Consider the following 19,282-nt stretch of genomic DNA (forward strand, 5'->3'; position numbering starts at 1 on the left):
ACTGGCCATCACCCAGCAAGGTGATGGCAGCGCGCAAAGTGGTTTTCCGCAATTTGTGTCGGCTCAGGCAGAGAACGCGTGCACAACTCGGTGGCTTTAAGACAACGGGCGGCAAAGGGGCAACCCACACTGCTTGGCTTCCACAGTGGGATTTCACCTTTTTTCGCCTGCAGTTCGCGTTTACCAGAGTTGCCGACTTCTGGCACGGCAGAGAGCAGCAGTTGCGAATACGGGTGCTGCGGGTTTTGCGTCACGCTGTCGCTGTCACCCCACTCCACCATGTGACCAACATACATCACTGCGGTTTTTTCAGCGAAGTAACGTGCCGTTGCAATGTCGTGAGTGATGTACATAAATGAGATGCCGTGCTTATCTTTTAGATCCGCCATCAGGTTCAAAATACCTAGGCGTACAGACACATCCAGCATAGAGATAGGCTCATCGGCCAAAATCACTTCAGGGTCAACTGCGATAGCACGGGCAATCGCAACGCGCTGACGCTGGCCACCACTGAGTTCGTGCGGGTATTTTTCCGCCGTCTCTTTCGCTGGCGACAAACCCACCAGTTCCAACAGCTCGTACACCAACTTAGGAATCGCGGCGTTATCGGCACGCTTATGAATCTGCAATGGGCGCGCAATGTGGTGGTAAATGGTGTGAACCGGGTTGAGTGAGCCAAAAGGATCTTGGAAAATCATCTGCACCTGACGCGCGTATTCCAACTCGCCATTTTCTTTAATGTAATCAGCCAGCGGCTGGCCTTTAAAGGTCACTTCCCCAGCGGTTTTATCGTAGATGCGGGTTAAAATACGCGCCCCCGTGCTTTTGCCCGAGCCGGATTCGCCCACAATCGCCAGCGCTTCGCCTTTGCGCAGATCAAACGATACGTCGTTCACCGCGCGCATGAGATTGCTTTTGACCGACTGGCCAAGCGGGAAATCTTTCACCAAATTCTTAATCGAAAGAATTACTTCAGGTGTGTTTACTTGTTGCATGTTTCCGCTCCCTACACCAAATGACACGAGACAAGGCTGCCGTTATCGGCACGCATTAAATGGGGGTCTTGCTGCTTACAAACCGATGTGCAAACACCGCAACGCTCTTGGAAATTACACCCTGTTGGGATATTGAGCAGGTTCACCGGGTTGCCCGGAATACCGTAAAGGCGCTCTTTCGGCCCGTGAATGGTAGGGAACGATGAGATAAGCCCTTTGGTATAAGGATGTTGCGGATTGCCAAACACTTGCTTCGCTTCGCCCAACTCAATCAGGTTGCCGGCGTACATCACGCCGATGCGGTCGGCGATTTCACCCATCAAGCTCAAATCGTGGCTGATGAACAAGATTGAAAAACCAAACTTGTTCTTGAGTTCATACAGCTCGTTGAGAATCTCTCGCTCAACCACCACATCGAGCGCCGTGGTTGGTTCGTCCATGATGATCAGTTTTGGCTCAAGTGCCAATGCAACCGCAATCACCACACGCTGCCTCATGCCGCCACTAAGTTGATGCGGAAAGCTGCTCATACGATCGCCATGAATCCCGACAATTTTCAGTAACTCAACCGCTCGCTCATGGGCTTGTTTGTACTGCACTTTACGGTGCGCCAAAATCACATCCGTCAGTTGCTCACCAATTGTAATGACTGGGTTGAGTGAGTTCATCGCACTTTGGAACACCACCGAAACATCGTTCCAGCGGAAATCGCGTAATTGGCGATCGTTCATCTTCAGCACATCTTGCCCTTTGTAGAGGATCTCCCCCTCCGAGATCAGCGCTGGCGCTTTATGCAGACGCGAAATCGCGAAAGCCAAGGTACTTTTGCCGCAACCCGACTCGCCCGCTAAACCCACGGTTTCACCCGGTGAAATGGTTAGGCTAACGTTGTTCACTGCACGCGCAACGCCGTTTGGTGAGACGTAATCTACACACAAGTTATTGATTTCAAGTAAATGACTCATAGTAGACCTCGACGTTTATCGGCTTGCTTTTTCAATTGATGCCACAGTTTGATGTGTGGACCGGTGCGCAGTTTCGGGTTACTCACTTGGTCAATCGACATGTTGATCAGTGCCAACGCGCCACCAGTAATCGCCAGTGCCGACGCCGGAACCAGCATCTCCCACCATGCCCCCGTGTAGAGCGACGAGGAAGTTTGCGCCCAGTAAAGCATGGAGCCCCAGCTCACTTCGGTTGCATCACCTAAACCAAGAATGCCTAGGCCTGCTTCCGCGCCCATGGCGTAAATCACGGTGCCTAAGAAGCCACCGAATACGATGGAAACGAGGTTCGGCAGAATTTCGACCAAGATGATGCGAATTTTTGACTCGCCCATCACTTCTGCCGAGATGATGAATTCTTTGTTTCGAATCGCCATGGTTTGCGAACGTATTACGCGCGCCCCCCAAGGCCAGGAGGTAATGCCGAGCAGAACCGTAATGACTAAGGATCCGACCTGGCCGAGAAAAGCCGCGAGAACAATCAGCAAGGGCAGTTGTGGGAATACCAGAAAAACGTTAGTCAGAAAGTTAAGGCGCTCATCGATTTTGCCGCCAAAGTAGCCGGACGAAACACCGATGATCACGGCGAGGCTCATGGCAATTACACCTGCGGCAATGGCCACTGTCAGTGATTTGCGCGCACCATGCAGCACTTGGCTGTAAACATCACGGCCACTGCGCGTGGTACCAAGTACGTATTCTGCATTTGGCGCAACGTGCGGGCGAGCAACGCGCTTTTCTGGGTTGTGCGTCGCCAATACTGGCGCAAACAACGCACCGCAGAGAATGACGCTCAGCAACAAGCCACCGATAATGGCTGGCGGGTTGCCATAGAAAAATGCGTAAATTTTACCCAGTGTTTTTTTGGTCTTTTTCCAAGAGAAACGAGGCTCACGAGCGATCATTTCACTGGGTTCGGACGCATTATTAGTATTGATTGTCTTGTCCATGGTACACCTTAGTTTGAAATGCGGGGGTCAAGCCAGACGTAGAGCAAATCAGCAATGAAGTTCGCCGTCAGTACTGCTGTGACGAGAATCAACAGGATGGCTTGGATTAACGGGTAATCACGTGCAACAATGCCTTTAAGTAAGATGTTGCCCAAACCTTGATAGTTGAAAACCACTTCCGTCATGATCGAGCCTGCGAATGAGAAACCAATCGCCATCGCTATTGCGGTAGCCACAGGAAGAATGGCGTTGCGGCCTGCATAGCGATACATCACACGGAAACTGCTGAGTCCTTTCGCTTCTGCCATGGTGACGTAATCTTCACCCAACACGTTTATCATCGCGTTTCGCATGTTAAACACCCACGTCGAAATTCCGACGACAACCATTGAACCCACTGGCAATATGGCGTGCTTGGCAACACTACCAATAAACTCTAGGTTGAAACCTGGCTCTAGCGAGGGATCGTAGGTGTACGCCAGTGGCAGCAGCTCCAGCTTCAAACCAAAGAAGTAGAACAGTAACAGTGCAGTAACGACATAAGGAAAGTTACTGATGAAAGCCAACACTGGTGGTACCACTTGACCAAACAAACCCTGACGATGATACGATGAGTAAGTCCCAATACTCACCCCGATGATTAGCGCTACAATTAAAGATCCCAGAGCGAGGAACATGGTCCAAGGCAAAGCCATAGCAATCACATCCAATACACTAACAGGAAACATAAGCACCGACGGGCCTAACTCCATTGTAAACACACTCTTCATGTAAGCCAGATACTGTTCAAACAGGTTTCCATCGACAAAGCCATACATCTCACGAACGGCATCCATCTGAGCCGGATCCATACGACCTTGTGCTGCAGCAAACAAAGCATCCACCGGATCCCCTGGCATTAAACGTGGCAACATAAAGTTGAATGAAATCGCAATCAGGAAAGCAGTAAAATAAAAGCCAAAACGGCGAACTAAAAACGACATAACACACCTTTAACTTAGGAGCTATCAACGTAGTGATAGCTCCTGAAAACAAAAAAACAAACTACTTATTTCAGGTGTAAATTGTTGATAATAATCACACGTTTACCACCGTCGTACCACACTGGCTGAACATATGGGTTTTCTGCGTTCGGCCAACCAACAATTTTTTTGGTGCTGTATTGGAACCAGGTTGGGTTGGAAAACAGTGGAATAAATGGTAGGTTTTCTGCAGTGTACTCCTGCAACTTCGAAATAATCGCTTGTTGTTCCTGCGCATCACCAGTCTTACCGAAGCTTTCAATCAGTTTGTCGATCTCCGGAGAGTGAATACCGTGTCCCGCATGCCAGGTCTTGCCGATACGTGATGTTAAGAAATATTCTTGGTAAGCTAGAATTGGGTTCGTAGCTACCATCGACCAGTTAATCGACATTGTGTACTTGCTTTCTTTCAAGTTGGCGTCATACACGGCCCAGTCAACTGTTTTTACGTTGGCTTTGATGCCAACATCTTCAAAGTATTCAGTGACCATCTGTACCACTTGAATCCAATCTGTCCAGCCATTGACCACTTCGATGTCAAATTCTAGGGTTGAACCATCTTGATTATCGCGGAAACCATCACCATTGCGGTCGACGATACCTGCCTTTTCAAGCAGCTGTTTTGCTTTTTCGACGTTGTATTGTGTTACATAACTATATTTTTGCTCAATTTTTGGATCAATATATGTTTTGTACAACTCACCAATACCGCCCACGTTGTAATTAGGTGTTGGATAACCATAAGCACCAATGTCAACAATCTCTTGGCGATCAAGCGCCATAGAAAGAGCTTGGCGTACACGCAGATCGTCAAACGGCGCCTTCTTAGTATTTACATAAAGGTGAATTGCATCGTTCGCCGGGTACCAGAAATGGTTATTGGCTTTATCTTGCTCAACGAACGTTGATTCAACATCAGCAATGAAGTTTGAACCCCAGTCAATTTCCCCCTTAATCAACGCAGGTTGAATTTGCGAGTTATCGTTGTAGGAACGGAAATTGATACAATCCAGATATGGGCGCCCTTCTAGGTAATAGTTAGGGTTACGACATAGTTCCATTTGTTGTGGTTTTAGGTATTTAACAACAGTCATCGGGCCGCTGCCGACAGGGTTTGGGTTTGTAAAAGTAGTCAAATCTTTCACTGTTGACCAAACATGCTTAGGTACTATGTGGTAGCGCTCCAAGTTCCACACAAACGTGGAGTCTGCATCATTCAGCGTAAACACAACCGTTGTATTGTCTTTCGCAGAAATGGTTTGTAAGTTGTTTCCGGTCCAAATTCCTTTCTGGTCGAACGCAGGGAAGTCTTTGGTTAACATAAAACTGTACACTACGTCATCTGCAGTAAGAGAAGTGCCATCTGACCACTTCAGACCATCTCGCAGCTTTAGAGTTAGAGTCTTTAGATCATCAGAATAAGAGAACGATTGAGCCAAACGGAAATCGGTTTTACCCGTCATATTGTTAAATACTAAAAGAGGTTCATACATCACTCCGTGCAAAAGATCTTTGGTGGTGTAAGGATTGAAGTTCTCTACAAAACCTGTGTTTATAATAGGTACTGTAAGTGTTCCTCCATGCTTTATTTCGTTGGCATTAGCAGAGCCCGCAGCTACTAGAGAAGAAGCTAGTAAAGCCGTTAGCATTGTCATCTTCTGTTTCATATATTGTCCTTGAATTATTGTCACTTCAAAACAAGAAAGCGCTTTCTTTCTGAGATTTTGTCATCTTGATAAGATACTGCAATCAATTTATCCCCAAAACAAACTAACGATCACACAAAAATGATAAAACAACAATTTTATCCATATATATCAACCACTTAAAACCATAGCTTAATATTTTATAAACTAGAGTCTGCTATTAGAAGTAATTTTTCAGCCTCGATCACTGAGAAATCGCTTTCTTTACAAATATGAATTGGCTAACATTCATTAACTGGGGATGAATCCAAAGGAGAGTTGGTAATGATAAAGTACTGGAACGGAAATAAATCACTTATTAGGCAAAAGCATGAGCTATTTATCACCGAAAAGATCATAGAAAATGCATTTCCGGGCAATGAACTCATTGAGAACAAAAGTAATTACTCTACTAAAAGTTCTGAAGGACAAATTTTCAAATTTGGATTTGATATAACAACCACAATTTCTGGAAATACTAAGTTCACACCAAACTCTTTCTTAGAAATACCTATATCGCTATGCGGTGATTATCTAGGGTTTAGAAATTTGCTGATAAATGAAAATGATTCTTCAGCGTTCCATTTTATTGAGGAAAAGAAACTACAACAGCTTAGAGCAGGCTTACCCTCATGTTGGTTGGATAAAGAAATTTTTAAATTTAATGGATATAACGTTAAAGAATGTGAAAGCATTGAGCATTGTGTCACCTTGCTTAAAACAAGAGAAATAGATTATATACCTCTAGGAAAATTTGAGATTTCTGAGTTGATATCTGAAAATGAACTTAAAATAAATAATTTTCATATAGTAGAATCAACAGCAATTTATTACGACCTACCAGTCGTATACTATATAAACCCTAAAAGATACGACATTTACACAACGTTTAAAAAAGAATGTGAAAACCTAAAGAATAACGATGAGTTATGTAAGTATAAACATATGTTTTATACCAATGTGAAATGTAATGAAAAAATCATAAGCTTAGTTAATCCATTTTTGCCCTACCATCCGGACGCATTTGCATTACGTCGCAAATGACTCACTTGACTTGCTCCCAGTAACTAATCCAATACTTCATTAGTAATTCTGATTAAATTACTAATGAAGTATTGGTTACTGTTATTGTGGTTTCTGCAAACTCAAGTGGGGTCAAGCAACCCAATGCTGAGTGGGAGCGGTTTTCATTGCAATCCATTCGCCAGCCACTGATAAGTCACGGGCATGATTTAGCTCGCTAAACCAATGTTCGTTTAAGCATTCATCGCGGAATTTTCCGTTAAAAATGTCGATACAAACATTCGGCTTCGGTCTCCCTGCTTGGATTAATTTTAAATCACACCTTGCTGATAAACCCATTGGTCTAGGGTTTTTCCTGTAAATTCTGGCCGTTGATCCATTCGTATCGCAGAAGGATAACCTCGAAACTCAGCGATAGACTCTAGCGAGATCACGACTTCATCACCCTAGATCCCCGTAACAACAGTAATATCCAGGCACTCTTTTGTGTAATCATCCACAATCGTCAGGCATTTAATCCGTCGGTCGTTATTCAGAGCATCTATCACAAAGTCCATAGACCACTTGTGATTCGGTACGAAAGGAAGCAAGCAAGAGAGGTTCGCGCTCCGCCCACCGTGATTTTCTGCGTCTCTGCTTGCTGACCATTAAGCCCAACTCACAGTACAAGCGATAAACTCGCTTATGGTTAACATCAAATCCTTCTCGTCTCAAAAGACGATGAATACGACGATAACAAAATCGACGCCGCTCCAGTGCCAACTCCTTTATCCGAGGCTGAAGCTTATTATCTTCACGGTTAATCAGAGGTTGATATCGAATCGATGCGCGTTGAACATCAACGAGTAAACAGGCTCTCCGTTCTGAAAACTGTGTGCCTTCCTGAATCACTTTAATAGCCTTGCGCTTGTCCTAGACGGTCATTAGCTTTGGCTGAGAGCAATTTTCTGGGCTGATGCATCCAGTAGCGTTTCAGCCAACAACGTTTTGAATCGAGCATTTTCGTCTTCCAGCGCTTTTAGCCGACGGACTTCAGAGACATCCACCCCTACGTTTTTTTTTGCGCCATGTGTAGAACGTTGTATCTGAGATCCCATATTTGCGGCAAAGCTCTCGGGCGGGAATACCCGCATCCACTTCCCTTAAAATAGTAATGATTTGCTGTTCATTGAATTGCTTTTTCATGTTCATCATCTCCTTGGTTGGATGAACATTACTAATGTGTAGACTGGACTAGATTATGGTGAGCAGGTCAGTTCCTCCACTCCCTAAATCATTTACAAATACAACTTATTTAATAAATTATTTAGGACAGAGGATGGTTTAATAATCGACCTGATTTTAAAAAGAAAATGAAAATCTATTGGCTAAGTAGATGGCGCCAAATATAACTAGAAAATATATAGAACCGCACATCGCATGGTCACCATTGTGACCATCTGGTGACCAATCAGGTATAGTTCAATGAAATTTGAACGCATAAATATGAAAAATTAAAATGAGGAAACTTGTGAGAAGCTAGATATACCCTAGATACAACAAAGCCCGCAGAGATGCGGGCTTCATCGAAAATTTGGTGGGTCTAGGCAGACTCGAACTGCCGACCCCTACCATGTCAAGGTAGTACTCTAACCAACTGAGCTATAGACCCAAATTCTGTGTTCTATTTTTCTTAATGATTTAAGAATGGTGCGTCCGAGTGGACTCGAACCACCGACCCCCGCCATGTCAAGGCGATACTCTAACCAACTGAGCTACGGACGCACTGCTTTAGAACGAAAGCGATATTAGCGACTGAACCTGAGGCATGCAAGTGCAATTTCTATGTTTTTGAACTAATTGGCTCTTCTATAGACAGTTTGGTGTTTTTTTATCCGAGCTAATAAAACCGTTCTTAATACTCTTTAAATACCTTCTTATTAATAAGACGCCCGTAAACCACTTCTCTTTAGTTTTGTGACGCTGAGCCAAAATATTGATTGATTGATTACTCTAAAACCGTAATATTGAATTTACCTAAAATTAACCCACAACAACCGATATCAAAGTAGTGAATGGACGTTCATATTTTCGATAACTCACACACTCTACGAGCTTCCGTCTTAACGGGAGTCAGCCTTTTCATGTCAGTTATTGCACTTTGTTTTGCGGTTTTTCACTTCCATGTGGCTGGTAAATATTTTAACGCTGTATTAGATCTTATTTTGAGTGGATACTCTTTCTATTCCTATCAATTAGCTAAGAAAAACAAGCATAAAAAGCATCATATTCAAATATTCGTCTACTTGTTTACACTCGCCGCATCTACCTCTATTTATATCCAACCGATTGAGCATGGTACTTATGTCTGGACAATGCTGTTCCCTATTTTCTTTTATTCTCTTTTAGGAATAAAACAAGGTCGCACTTACTGCTTCGCAGTACTTCTTGTCCACCTTGCCAGCATTTACCACAAAGTAGACGCAAACGATGCTTTTGAATCGCTACCGACTTTTATCAACCTTGTTGCTTGCTATGTGTGCATTTGGATCATAGCTCACATCTACGAGTTCAACCGCAGAAACATAGAAAATTCACTCACCTATTTAGCATCTCGTGACTCATTAACCGGCGCACACAACCGCTTATCTCTAACTTCGACGTTTAAGCACTTTGAAACTCATAAAGACGATGAAACGACACTTTGTCTGCTTTTTATTGATTTAGATTATTTCAAGAAAGTGAATGACCAATATGGTCATGATGCTGGCGACAAAGTATTGATGGAAACCACTCGCCTGCTTAGCCAAGTGGTCGGTGACGATAATCTTTATCGCATTGGCGGAGAAGAGTTCTGCGTTACCCTTTTTGATCACCCTATTGAACAAGCAGAACAAGTTGGAGAACGAGTGCGCTCAATGATGAGCCAGCACTTGTTCGCTTTTGGTGATAAAAGAATACACATTACGCTCAGTGTCGGCATCTGCGAATATAGTGATGGGGACAAACTCAGTGATCTATTGAAGCTCGCAGATCTTCAGCTTTATAAAGCAAAAGAAAACGGACGTAACCAAGTCCGTTTAAGTCGCACTTCAAAAGATCTTACAGAAGATATCAGTACCTGTTAACCGTTTAACTTAGTTCAAACGATCTATACTCGGGTCTTCATCGAAGTTGTCCAGCTCAAACACTACGTTGTAATTTTCCGTGTATGTACAGTGGGGCTGACGGCTGCAAGTAAAGAATCGACGCCCTTTAAAATCACCTTGGCTAGCGGTTTTTATCACCATAGGGCTGCCACAGCGTTTGCAGAATCTTACTTCTTTATCTGATTCAATAAGGTCGATATGTGCTGCAAGCAGGCGTCTCAGTTTGCTTACCTGGTAACTCAGTTTCACATTGGAGCCAATCAGCGGAATGTTGGCGGACTTACATACGTGAATGAGTAACTTTTCACGTTCAACTTTTCCTTTTTTCAGTTCCTTACCGTCATCAAGCTCAATGATTACTCTTGGCTCTAATGTACGAGCATCACAAACAACAAAGTCAAAATAACTTTTCGCAATTCGGTTGTAAGCGATAAACCACTCTTTCTTATTGTTGGTTTTGGTAGGAGCAACAAGATTAGCCATATTCACTTTTGCCAGCACTACACCATGATCACCTACCGCCGTCTTCAGCGCGTTATAGAACGCGCTTTCTGTCATATTCAGGGCTGCACCCTTTGACTTATATGCAAAATCTTTTGTTTCGTCACGACGAGTAACGGTTTTCTGAATGACATAAAAAAACAAAACCAAAATGGCAACAACAATGAATATGTTGGTCATGATAAAAAGGCGACTCCTAAGCTAAAACGACGCTAACACGTTAATTCATAACCGAAGTTATGTGGAAAAACCAGCACTGATGGTTACTTTTGAGAGATGTTGATACCGCTATGTTACACCCGTTGTTTATCGTTTGAGGTTTGAACTTGCAAAATAAAGGCTACTGATATTTTTTGACGATGGACTGATAACGAGTAATGCCCTCAGAATCCACCGTATTTTTGATGTTATCGAGATTCTTTTGTAGCTCTTTAATCACCGCTTTATCCACGCCTTTGTTGAAGGCGTAATAGATTTCACTTTGTTCAAGCGTGTATACGCTCTCGAAGCTGTCCACTCCATAACCTGCTTTTTCAATCAGCCACCCTGCCGAGCGTTCATCGTACACCATCAAGTCTATTCGATTCTTATAAAGTTGTTCGATCAAGCGGCTAATATGCGTGGCCTCTTGCATGGATTCTCTCGGAACACCCAATGAAAACAACATCTGCTCACCAACATCGTCCCTCATCACTCCTATACGATACTTCGCCATATCTATCGGAGAGTTAATAACTATGTTGCTTCCTTTACGTGCCATGACAGTGACCTTGGCAACATCAATTGGCCCAACCCATTGAAAGAGATCTTCTCTGTGCTCTGTTTTCGTCGTGGAAAACAGCCCGCTATTTTTTTGAATCAGGGCAGATCGATATGAACGTGACCATGGCAGCAATATGATGTGGTTTTCGGGGATCTCGACTCCTGAAGCTGAAGTCATTTCGTGCAGTAAATCGACCGAAATACCTTTGATTACCCCATTTTCACGAAAATTAAAAGGAGGATAGTCTTCAGTGTAATAAACCAAAGACTCAAGAGGATGGGCTTCGACTACCGCGACATTCGCTGCCAACATTAGACACAAAGACATCAAAAAGTTTCGAAACATTTGACTCTCCCTCAAAGCAAATTTCGCCTAATGGTTTCTTATACTTTAGATGGTTATGACGAGAATGCAGCGCATTTGCTGATTATCGCACTAGCTTTTTATAACTACGTTCTGGTCTTCCGACCGTTCCGTACTTAAGATCTGCCAGTAATTCACCTGTGCTAATCAAGTACTCAAGATATCTTCGGGCGGTCGTTCGGCTTGCACCAATTTTCTCTCCGGCTTCATCTGCCGTTAAGCTGACTGGTGTTTGAAATAAGTAACGAATTTTATCCAAAGTGACCGAATCTATCCCTTTAGGAAGCCGGTAGAGTTTAGGTTCGTCACCCAGATTAGCCGTCATCATTTTATCGACAAGATTCTGGTCTAAGTCAGCCATGCGTCCTAGCTCTGCCTGTCTCAAACGGTATTTATTCAAAGCGGCTTCTAAACGCGGGAAGATCACTGGCTTCAACAGATAATCCACCACACCTCCCCTCATCGCTTGTTGCAGTGTTTCGACTTCTCTCGCCGCAGTAATCAAGATAACGTCGCAACTGTCGTTCTTCCCTCTCATACGCTGAATAAGGTCTAATCCTGTGCCATCCGGTAAGTAGACATCCAAAATAACCAGATTCGGCTTAAGGACATCAAGCTGCATCTCTGCTTCCGATTGGCTAGTGGCGATTCCCACCACTTCAAAGCCTTCGATTTTATCTAAGTACTTATTATGAAGCTGAGCAATGGCTACATCGTCTTCTACGATCAAAACCCGAGTATTCATTGTTGTTCCTTTGGTAGATAAACCGTTATACGGGTACCGAATGGGGTATTCGCTACCATTTCCAAATGTCCTAAATAACGATCGGTAAGCTGCTTAACTAAATACAATCCAACGCCCCTGTTATGCTTAGCTTTGCTTGAAACACCTTTCTGTAGCAATTGTTCTTGGCTTAGCCCTTTTGGCAGACCACAGCCTTGGTCTTCCACTTCCAAAATCACTTCATGCCCATAATCACTAATGGACACTTGAATGGTACGACGCTCTGGCGAGATGTATGCCCCTGTTCGGATAGATGAAAGACAGGCATCAAAAGCGTTATCAATCAAATTACCCAGAATGGTGACAATGTCTTCTGCTTTGATTTTCTCGGGCAAGTTTTCTAGCTTCGAACCTTGTTCAACAAACAGTTCAAGTCCAAGCTCACGAGCTCTTTCGGTTTTGCCTAAAAGCAATCCGGCAATCAATGGGTCTTTCACTGTCTCGCGAAGAAACTCGATCAAGTTTTGATATAGAGCCGTTTCCTGGCCTATCATCTGTTGTACCGCTTCAAGTTCACCCATCTGAACCAATCCGCTTATCGTATTGAGTTTATTTCGGTGTTCATGAGTCTGGGATCTGAGCATCTCTGCGTACTCTTTGGTTTGCGACAACTGCTCAGTAAGATCGTTAATTTCATCCCTCAGACGGAAACTCGATACGGCGCCGACCACTTCACCGTCGACGATGATTGCGCTGCGGTTTGCAATCAGCCTTTGGTTATTCAAAAACAGCTCAATATCTTTATCTGTTTCGCCAGTTTCCAGTACGGTATACAAGTCACTATCAGGCAGAGAATCGGTTAATAATCGATTCAGTGCTTTCTTTTTGTCTAAACCTAAAATTTCACAGGCACTTTTGTTGATTGACCTTAGATAACCTTTTGAATCGATGCTCAAAATACCTTCTTTTATGGTACTCATGGTCACATCAAGTTCGACATAAAGACGCCCGATTTCTTCTGGCTCAAAGCCCAGAATTGCTCTTTGGAATCGACGAGAGGCATAACTGGAAACGACTACGTTCGCGGCAACGACAAGCAGTGCCATGCCAGTCAGATAGATAAGAAACGGTTCAATTCGATTTTGTAAACGCTCAATCAGATAACCGACAGAGACCACACCGATAATTTGGTCATTGGCATCGCGTATTGCAGACTTTCCTCGAACCGATTTACCAAGAGAACCTTTGGCATAGGAAACGTAAGACTCACCGGAAATCAGAGCTCGATAGTTGTCGCCACCAACCATAGGTTTACCAATACGCTCATCCAGCGGATGAACCAGCCGGATACCCTGTTTATCACCAATAGAGATAAACGCGGCGCCAATCAATTGGGTCAGATCTCGAAACTGCTCTTGTTGCTCAGCGGTGGCCTCACCTCGTTGCAGCATATTAATCACACTCGGTGACTGCGCTAAAAAAGAAGCGACCCCTAGTGCTTTCAGCCCAACCTCTTCCTCTTGGCTATGTTTCACATAAGCGAAACCCGCTGCCACCAAAAGTAACAGTTCGATCAAGCCTGATAAGGTCATAATAATGAGCAGGCGTTTACGAAAGCTGATGCTGTTCCAAGTCATGTGTTACCTCCGCGCTGAAAGTAACACTTAATTAACATTAGCGCTAAATAGGTATCGAATAGTGTGAACAACTTATCGCAATAAAACGCTCTGAAAAATGCACCCGAGAATGACAAAAATTTTGTACCTGAAAATACGAATGACAACTACTTCTAAAGAGCTAGTAACAAAGTTTTATTACATCCCCTAAATTTGGCAGGAATCACAGAGTGCGGTGGTGCTTTACTTCGACAGAGTTAAAAATTGAGCAGTATAATTAATGAGCAAACAGAAGCATTACAGCTAGCGAGATTCAATGAGAATCGTTTGTCGGAAATGAGTTTTTTAGGAAGTAAAACTCAACTATATGAGGGAGTAGTTATATGAAACGGGATGACTTAGGGATTTGTCTTTCCAAAGACATGTTATCGAGACAACTATGCTCTACATTCACCCACGTAAGAGCATATGATCCGAAAGATAGCTGCTCAGACGAAATGTTAGTACTTCTCTCTTTTCCTCAGATGTCTGGAAGAGAACTGCTGAGCACAATGCAAAGCAGCAAAAAATTGGTTTGGCGAGCAGATTATTTTTGCCCTGCGGATCATCACTTCTAACAAACACGGTTTGTATTGTCACAGACAGCAATTTGCTCATAAGCAACGATACTTTTTACTACACTGTGCTTTTTACAAGCACTATTCTTTTTAAAAGTGTATGCTTTTTTAAAACTCGTTGACTTAACACATAAATAATTAGAGCATATGCTCTAATTATTTTTTATTGCTGAGCTGAACATGAAGACAAAAACTATCGCTCTTTTTGTATGCTCTCTGCTTGGTATTCAAACTGCTTATTCTGCGCCAATTTCGTTTCAACAAGCTTGGGAACTGCTGAAACAGAACAATAATTCCCTCGCTGCAGAACGTGCCAATGTAGAGCGTTACGAACATCTTAAAAATTCTAAAGGTAACCTCAACTTACCTTCCATTAGCGTGGGAGCGAACTTCACTCGCTTAGATAACGACGTGACGCTCTCCGGCCAACAAATTATGGAGAGCACAGGTCAAACCGTCCCTCTCCCTGCTGCGCTACTAAGTTCCATTGGTTCAATTACTTCAACAGTCACTGAAAGAGATATCTTCAGCTCTTCAATTCGCGCTGTCTGGCCTATTTTTACTGGCGGCCGAATTTCAGCAGCCCAAGATGCCGCGATAGGAAAGAAAGAAGAAGCGCAAAGCCAGCTTGCGATGGAAACTCAAGCTCGCTACGAAGACTTAGCAAAGTACTATTACAGTGTAGTTTTGGCTCAGCAAGTTTTAGAAACTCGCTCTTCTGTTGAGGCAGGATTAACTAAACACAGAGATAACGCTCTAAAACTGGAGCAACAAGGGCAAATTGCCCACGTTGAGAGACTTCAGGCGGAAGCTTCATTAGATAAAGCGGCGGTTGAACGTAAGAAAGCACAAAAAGACCTCGATATTGCTCAAAATGCCTTAACGGAAATTCTAGGACAAACCACCCTCGTAGAACCTGATGGTGAGTTGTTTGTAAACCAAAGTCTTCCTTCAATGAGTGCCTTTGTCGAACAGACACTCAATACTTATCCGGGTTTGGATCTGCTCGACGCCAAAGAAAAACAAGCCAGCAGCTTAATCAATGCGGAGAAAGGCAAATATTACCCAGAGGTTTACCTATACGGCGACTACAGTCTCTATGAAGATGATTCATTAGCGAGTCAGATGAAGCCTGATTGGCTGGTTGGTATTGGTGTCAACGTCCCTTTGCTTGAAAATACAGGGCGTAGTGATCAGATTAAGGCAGCGCATAGTGCAGTCTCACAAGTCAAATACTTGAAGGCACAAGCAAGGCAAGATCTGCAAGTCTTAGTGAAGAAAACCTATCTCGAGGCAGAGCAAGCACTTGAAGAAGTGACAGGGCTAAACTCCAGCCTCAATCTTGCTCAAGAAAACCTTAAACTGCGTCAGAAAGCATTCACCCAAGGCTTATCTACCTCTCTTGATGTGGTAGATGCCGAACTGTATTTAGCGAGCGTTAAAACTCAGCAATACGTTGCCAGCTTTAATTACCTAATTTCACTTAATAAATTGCTCGCACTGACCAGTGAAATGGACACATTTGATAACTACAAAAAGTCAGCAATTCCTCTGACAAGCGCTGAAACTCAAACACTTGTGAATGAAAAGGATCCATCATGAAGGCTGTAAAAACGACACTAGTTGCTGTATCCACCCTAGCTTTGGTTTCATGGATCGGTTATGGCTTTTATCAAGCTTATCAGCCAAAGCCTATTCATTTGCAAGGTCAGATAGAATCACAGCAATACAGCATCTCCTCAAAAGTACCGGGGCGTATAGACCAAGTGTATGTTCGCAAAGGTGATATGGTCGAAAAAGGACAGCTGATCTTCACTATTCACAGCCCAGAAATTGAAGCCAAGCTTGAACAAGCGATTGCTGGGAAAAAAGCCGCTGGAGCCTTGGCTCAGGAAGCGGAAAACGGTGCTCGTGAGCAACAGATTCAAGCCGCAAAAGATCAATGGTTAAAAGCCCGCGCCGCTTCTCAGTTAGCTGAGAAGACTTATCTGCGCGTCAATAATCTATATAAAGATGGTGTCGTTGCTGAGCAGAAAAAAGATGAAGCTTTAACGCAATGGCAAGCAGCGAAGTACACGGAAAGCTCAGCGCTACAGATGTACAACATGGCTCAAGAAGGGGCTCGTGAAGAAACCAAACAGGCCGCTGCGGAAAAAGTTCGCATGGCTGAAGGTGCGGTTGCTGAAGTGGAAGCGTACGCCGCAGACACTGAAATTTCGAGCTGGTTTGACGGAGAAGTCGCACAAGTATTATTGCAAAGTGGCGAGCTCGCCCCTCAAGGGTTCCCTGTTGTGACGGTAGTCGATACGCAAGATTCTTGGGCTGTTCTCAATGTTCGAGAAGACCTACTCAGCCATTTTGCTAAGGATTCACAATTCAATGCTTTTGTTCCCGCATTGGATAAAACGTTAGCGTTTAAAGTCACTCACATCGCAGTAATGGGCGACTTCGCAACATGGCGCTCTACCGATGCAACACAAGGTTTCGACTTGCGCACTTTTGAAGTTGAAGCTCGCCCCGTTGAACCGGTTGAAGGTTTGCGCATGGGCATGAGCGTGGTGGTTGAACTTTAAATGGATCACGCTGTGGCTTCACCTTTTTTAGCGACACAATGGCAGATATTAAGGAGAGATCGTTGGTTGCTCTCCTGTCTGACATGGGTTCCGATCGTATTGGTTGTCATAATCTGGTGGATATTCTCACAAGCCATTGTCCGCGACTTACCTATTGGCGTCGTAGATCTATCCAATAGTCGCCTTTCACGACAGCTTAGCCGCGAACTGGATGCAACCTCTACCCTTTCGGTTATTCGTAGTTACGCCAATGTGGTAGAAGCGACAGAGGCTCTAAAGAGCACTGACATTTACGCTTATGTGGTCATTCCGAACCAGTTCGATAAGGCTATTTATCGTGGAGAGCAACCACAGGTTACCACCTTCTATAACAGCCAAATGATTCTGGTTGGGAGGCTAATCAATTCTGCCGTCGTGCAAGCGCAATCCACATTTAATGCGCAGGTTGAAGTGGTAAAAACGCTCGCCAAGGGTCAGCAAACCACGCTGGGTGCAATGAGTCACGTGTTACCGATACGTACTCAAATCACACCACTATTTAATAAAAACACAAACTACGCGCAATTTTTGGTTTCGGCGGTTGTTCCTGCCATTTGGCAAATTGCCATAGTGGTGACCACCATTATGATACTGGCCGCCAATCACCGAACGTACGGTTTAAGCATTTGGGCGCAACCCAATACGCTCTCTCGTTTAATAGCAACACTTGCCCCCTATTCACTTGTCTTCGTCTTGCAAGGTGCCGGCTTTCTTAGCTGGTTTTATCACGGGCTGGATTGGCCTATGCACGGTTCTATCTCGACCATGGTCATTGCTCAGTGCTTTACGATTGTGGCCTGTATGGTTATGGGCTCGTTCTTTTTCTTTATTACATTAGACCCAGCACGAGCGATGAGCTTCGCCGCTGCATATACCGCACCAAGCTTCGCTTTTATGGGAATAACATTCCCGACAACGGATATGGGTGCTTTGGCTCAGATATGGCGCAGCTTGCTACCTGTCAGTCATTATATTGATGTACAGGTAAGCCAAGTCAGCTATGGACTCGATGCTTATTCTGCTCTTGCATCTTTGTGGCCTATGCTTGGCTACCTTCTACCACTTGGATTAACCCTTCTGTTGATTAAAAAACACCTGCGAGCTGAAAAAAAAGTGAGGAGTGGCCATGAGCTGGTTTAACTTACTGAAAGCGGAAATTAAAGCACTGTTTACCAACCCAGTGGTGGTATTGACCGTGTTTGGTGGCGTTTTTTTCTATTCGTTTCTTTACCCGCTTCCCTACAGTCAGCAAACACCAAGAGAACAAACACTTACCGTTGTAAATTTAGATAAGAGCCAAGCCAGCTATCAGCTCGAACGCATGGTTGATGCCACGCCACAGGTCAAAGTCGTTCAACGAAATGCGACCATTGAAGAAGCAAAGCAGGCGTTTCTTGATAAACATGTGAGCGGAATTTTGGTCATTCCGGAACATTTCTACAAAGACTTAATGCTAGGGAAAAGCACCACTCTTGCTTATGCAGGTGATGCTTCTTACTTTTTGGTTTACGGCACATTGGTTGAAGGTCTGGCTCAGGCAGGCGGAACATTAGCAGCGAAAACCAAAGTCGCTCGTCTTGTCGTAGACGGAGAGCCACTTACACTTGCCGCTAAACACTACTCGCCGACCGGACAAAACCTGAAACCCACGTTTAATGCACGTATGGGATATGTAGACTACGTAGTACCAGCCGTGTTTGTTCTTATTTTGCAGCAAACAATGCTGATTGCTTCAGGCATGATGGTCGGCACACAGAAACACGGTATTGGTTATTGGAGCCACATATCCAGTTTCAAGCTCATCGCTTTAAGAAGTGTTGTGCTCATCCCGATTTACTACCTGCTGAGTATGTATTATTTCGGCGCAAGTTTTAGTCTGCACGGTGTCAACACACTGGCACACGCATCCGAGCTGCTGACACTGTTGCTGCCATTTTTGCTGTCTTCGTGTTTTATCGGCATCTGGCTGGGTTCTATTACGCCAAGACGGGAACTGGTAACTTTGGTGGTTTTGCTTAGCTCAATGCCATTGATTTTTTCAGCAGGTTTTATATGGCCTGTCGAGGCGATTCCACAACCAATAGTATGGGCATCGAAACTGTTTCCAAGCACTCCGGCTATACAAGGCTTCTTAGCTCTCAATCAGATGAGTGCTGAATGGCGTCAAATAGCATCTCAATGGACCTTACTGTGGGGACAAGCAGTTGCTTGGTTCTTACTGGCTTGGTGGCAACTTAACAAAGCTCAACGCCACGCATCTGCTCCAAAATAGAAAAGTA

At 44.1% G+C, this 19,282-nt stretch carries 16 protein-coding genes, 2 tRNA genes and 1 pseudogene; 7 read left to right on the plus strand and 12 right to left on the minus strand.

Features of this window, described 5'->3' with window-relative positions; genetic code table 11:
• Positions 1–8: 8 nt before the first annotated feature.
• From HKI82_RS05420 to HKI82_RS05440, 5 genes are all read right to left on the minus strand, one after another.
• Positions 9–995 (minus strand): ABC transporter ATP-binding protein, encoded by a 987-nt coding sequence (locus tag HKI82_RS05420; RefSeq protein ID WP_020480152.1) that lies wholly within the window; start codon positions 993–995, stop codon positions 9–11.
• An 11-nt stretch (positions 996–1,006) separates the two neighbouring features.
• On the minus strand, positions 1,007–1,960 hold the full coding sequence (locus HKI82_RS05425) for an ABC transporter ATP-binding protein (RefSeq protein WP_171137396.1): 954 nt from the start codon (positions 1,958–1,960) through the stop codon (positions 1,007–1,009).
• Positions 1,957–2,949 carry an ABC transporter permease gene (locus tag HKI82_RS05430; RefSeq protein WP_102942285.1) on the minus strand — a complete coding sequence of 331 codons (993 nt, stop codon included), beginning with the start codon at positions 2,947–2,949 and terminating at the stop codon, positions 1,957–1,959. Before HKI82_RS05430 ends, HKI82_RS05425 begins: the two co-directional genes overlap by 4 nt.
• An 8-nt stretch (positions 2,950–2,957) precedes the next feature.
• Positions 2,958–3,932: an ABC transporter permease gene (locus HKI82_RS05435; RefSeq protein ID WP_102942286.1), complete on the minus strand. Its 975-nt coding sequence runs from the start codon at positions 3,930–3,932 to the stop codon at positions 2,958–2,960.
• 65 nt (positions 3,933–3,997) lie between these two features.
• Entirely contained in the window at positions 3,998–5,638 is a 1,641-nt protein-coding gene (locus HKI82_RS05440; protein ID WP_102942287.1) for an ABC transporter substrate-binding protein, read from the minus strand.
• Between the two features lie 303 nt (positions 5,639–5,941).
• Here HKI82_RS05440 and HKI82_RS05445 point away from each other — a divergent pair, with 303 nt between their 5' ends.
• Positions 5,942–6,700 carry a hypothetical protein gene (locus tag HKI82_RS05445; protein WP_102942288.1) on the plus strand — a complete coding sequence of 253 codons (759 nt, stop codon included), beginning with the start codon at positions 5,942–5,944 and terminating at the stop codon, positions 6,698–6,700.
• A gap of 52 nt (positions 6,701–6,752) precedes the next feature.
• Here HKI82_RS05445 and HKI82_RS05450 read toward each other — a convergent pair.
• The 3 genes and pseudogenes from HKI82_RS05450 to HKI82_RS05460 all read right to left on the minus strand — a co-directional run bounded on the left by HKI82_RS05450 (position 6,753) and on the right by HKI82_RS05460 (position 8,443).
• Positions 6,753–7,864: pseudogene (locus HKI82_RS05450) on the minus strand (IS3 family transposase).
• A 389-nt stretch (positions 7,865–8,253) separates the two neighbouring features.
• A tRNA-Val gene (locus HKI82_RS05455) sits at positions 8,254–8,330 on the minus strand.
• Between the two features lie 36 nt (positions 8,331–8,366).
• Positions 8,367–8,443: transfer RNA gene (locus HKI82_RS05460), tRNA-Val, on the minus strand.
• Positions 8,444–8,733: 290 nt separating this feature from the next.
• Here HKI82_RS05460 and HKI82_RS05465 point away from each other — a divergent pair.
• Positions 8,734–9,786, plus strand: coding sequence for a GGDEF domain-containing protein (locus tag HKI82_RS05465; RefSeq protein WP_171137397.1), 1,053 nt, complete (start codon positions 8,734–8,736; stop codon positions 9,784–9,786).
• Between the two features lie 9 nt (positions 9,787–9,795).
• On the opposite strand, the gene HKI82_RS05470 is transcribed toward HKI82_RS05465, so the two are convergent.
• The 4 genes from HKI82_RS05470 to HKI82_RS05485 form a co-directional block, all read right to left on the minus strand.
• Entirely contained in the window at positions 9,796–10,488 is a 693-nt protein-coding gene (locus tag HKI82_RS05470) for a DUF2726 domain-containing protein (RefSeq protein WP_171137398.1), read from the minus strand.
• A gap of 160 nt (positions 10,489–10,648) precedes the next feature.
• Complete coding sequence (locus tag HKI82_RS05475; protein ID WP_171137399.1) at positions 10,649–11,416, minus strand: substrate-binding periplasmic protein; 768 nt, start codon at positions 11,414–11,416, stop codon at positions 10,649–10,651.
• Between the two features lie 82 nt (positions 11,417–11,498).
• A complete protein-coding gene (locus tag HKI82_RS05480) occupies positions 11,499–12,179 on the minus strand; it encodes a response regulator (protein ID WP_171137400.1) in 681 nt (226 codons plus the stop codon).
• On the minus strand, positions 12,176–13,795 hold the full coding sequence (locus tag HKI82_RS05485; protein WP_171137401.1) for an ATP-binding protein: 1,620 nt from the start codon (positions 13,793–13,795) through the stop codon (positions 12,176–12,178). The genes HKI82_RS05480 and HKI82_RS05485 overlap by 4 nt, the downstream gene beginning before the upstream one ends.
• 362 nt (positions 13,796–14,157) lie before the next feature.
• Here HKI82_RS05485 and HKI82_RS05490 point away from each other — a divergent pair, with 362 nt between their 5' ends.
• The 5 genes from HKI82_RS05490 (at position 14,158) to HKI82_RS05510 (ending at position 19,275) form a co-directional block, all read left to right on the plus strand.
• Positions 14,158–14,391 (plus strand): hypothetical protein, encoded by a 234-nt coding sequence (locus tag HKI82_RS05490; RefSeq protein WP_171137402.1) that lies wholly within the window; start codon positions 14,158–14,160, stop codon positions 14,389–14,391.
• Positions 14,392–14,571: 180 nt separating this feature from the next.
• On the plus strand, positions 14,572–15,993 hold the full coding sequence (locus HKI82_RS05495) for a TolC family protein (RefSeq protein WP_171137403.1): 1,422 nt from the start codon (positions 14,572–14,574) through the stop codon (positions 15,991–15,993).
• The gene (locus HKI82_RS05500) at positions 15,990–16,964 is read left to right on the plus strand and encodes an HlyD family secretion protein (RefSeq protein ID WP_171137404.1); all 975 of its coding nucleotides are present in this window, start codon (positions 15,990–15,992) and stop codon (positions 16,962–16,964) included. Before HKI82_RS05495 ends, HKI82_RS05500 begins: the two co-directional genes overlap by 4 nt.
• A complete protein-coding gene (locus HKI82_RS05505) occupies positions 16,965–18,143 on the plus strand; it encodes an ABC transporter permease (protein WP_171137405.1) in 1,179 nt (392 codons plus the stop codon).
• Entirely contained in the window at positions 18,130–19,275 is a 1,146-nt protein-coding gene (locus tag HKI82_RS05510; protein WP_171137406.1) for an ABC transporter permease, read from the plus strand. The genes HKI82_RS05505 and HKI82_RS05510 overlap by 14 nt, the downstream gene beginning before the upstream one ends.
• Positions 19,276–19,282: the final 7 nt, after the last annotated feature.

This window comes from Vibrio plantisponsor (assembly GCF_013041605.1).
GTDB lineage: Bacteria > Pseudomonadota > Gammaproteobacteria > Enterobacterales > Vibrionaceae > Vibrio > Vibrio plantisponsor.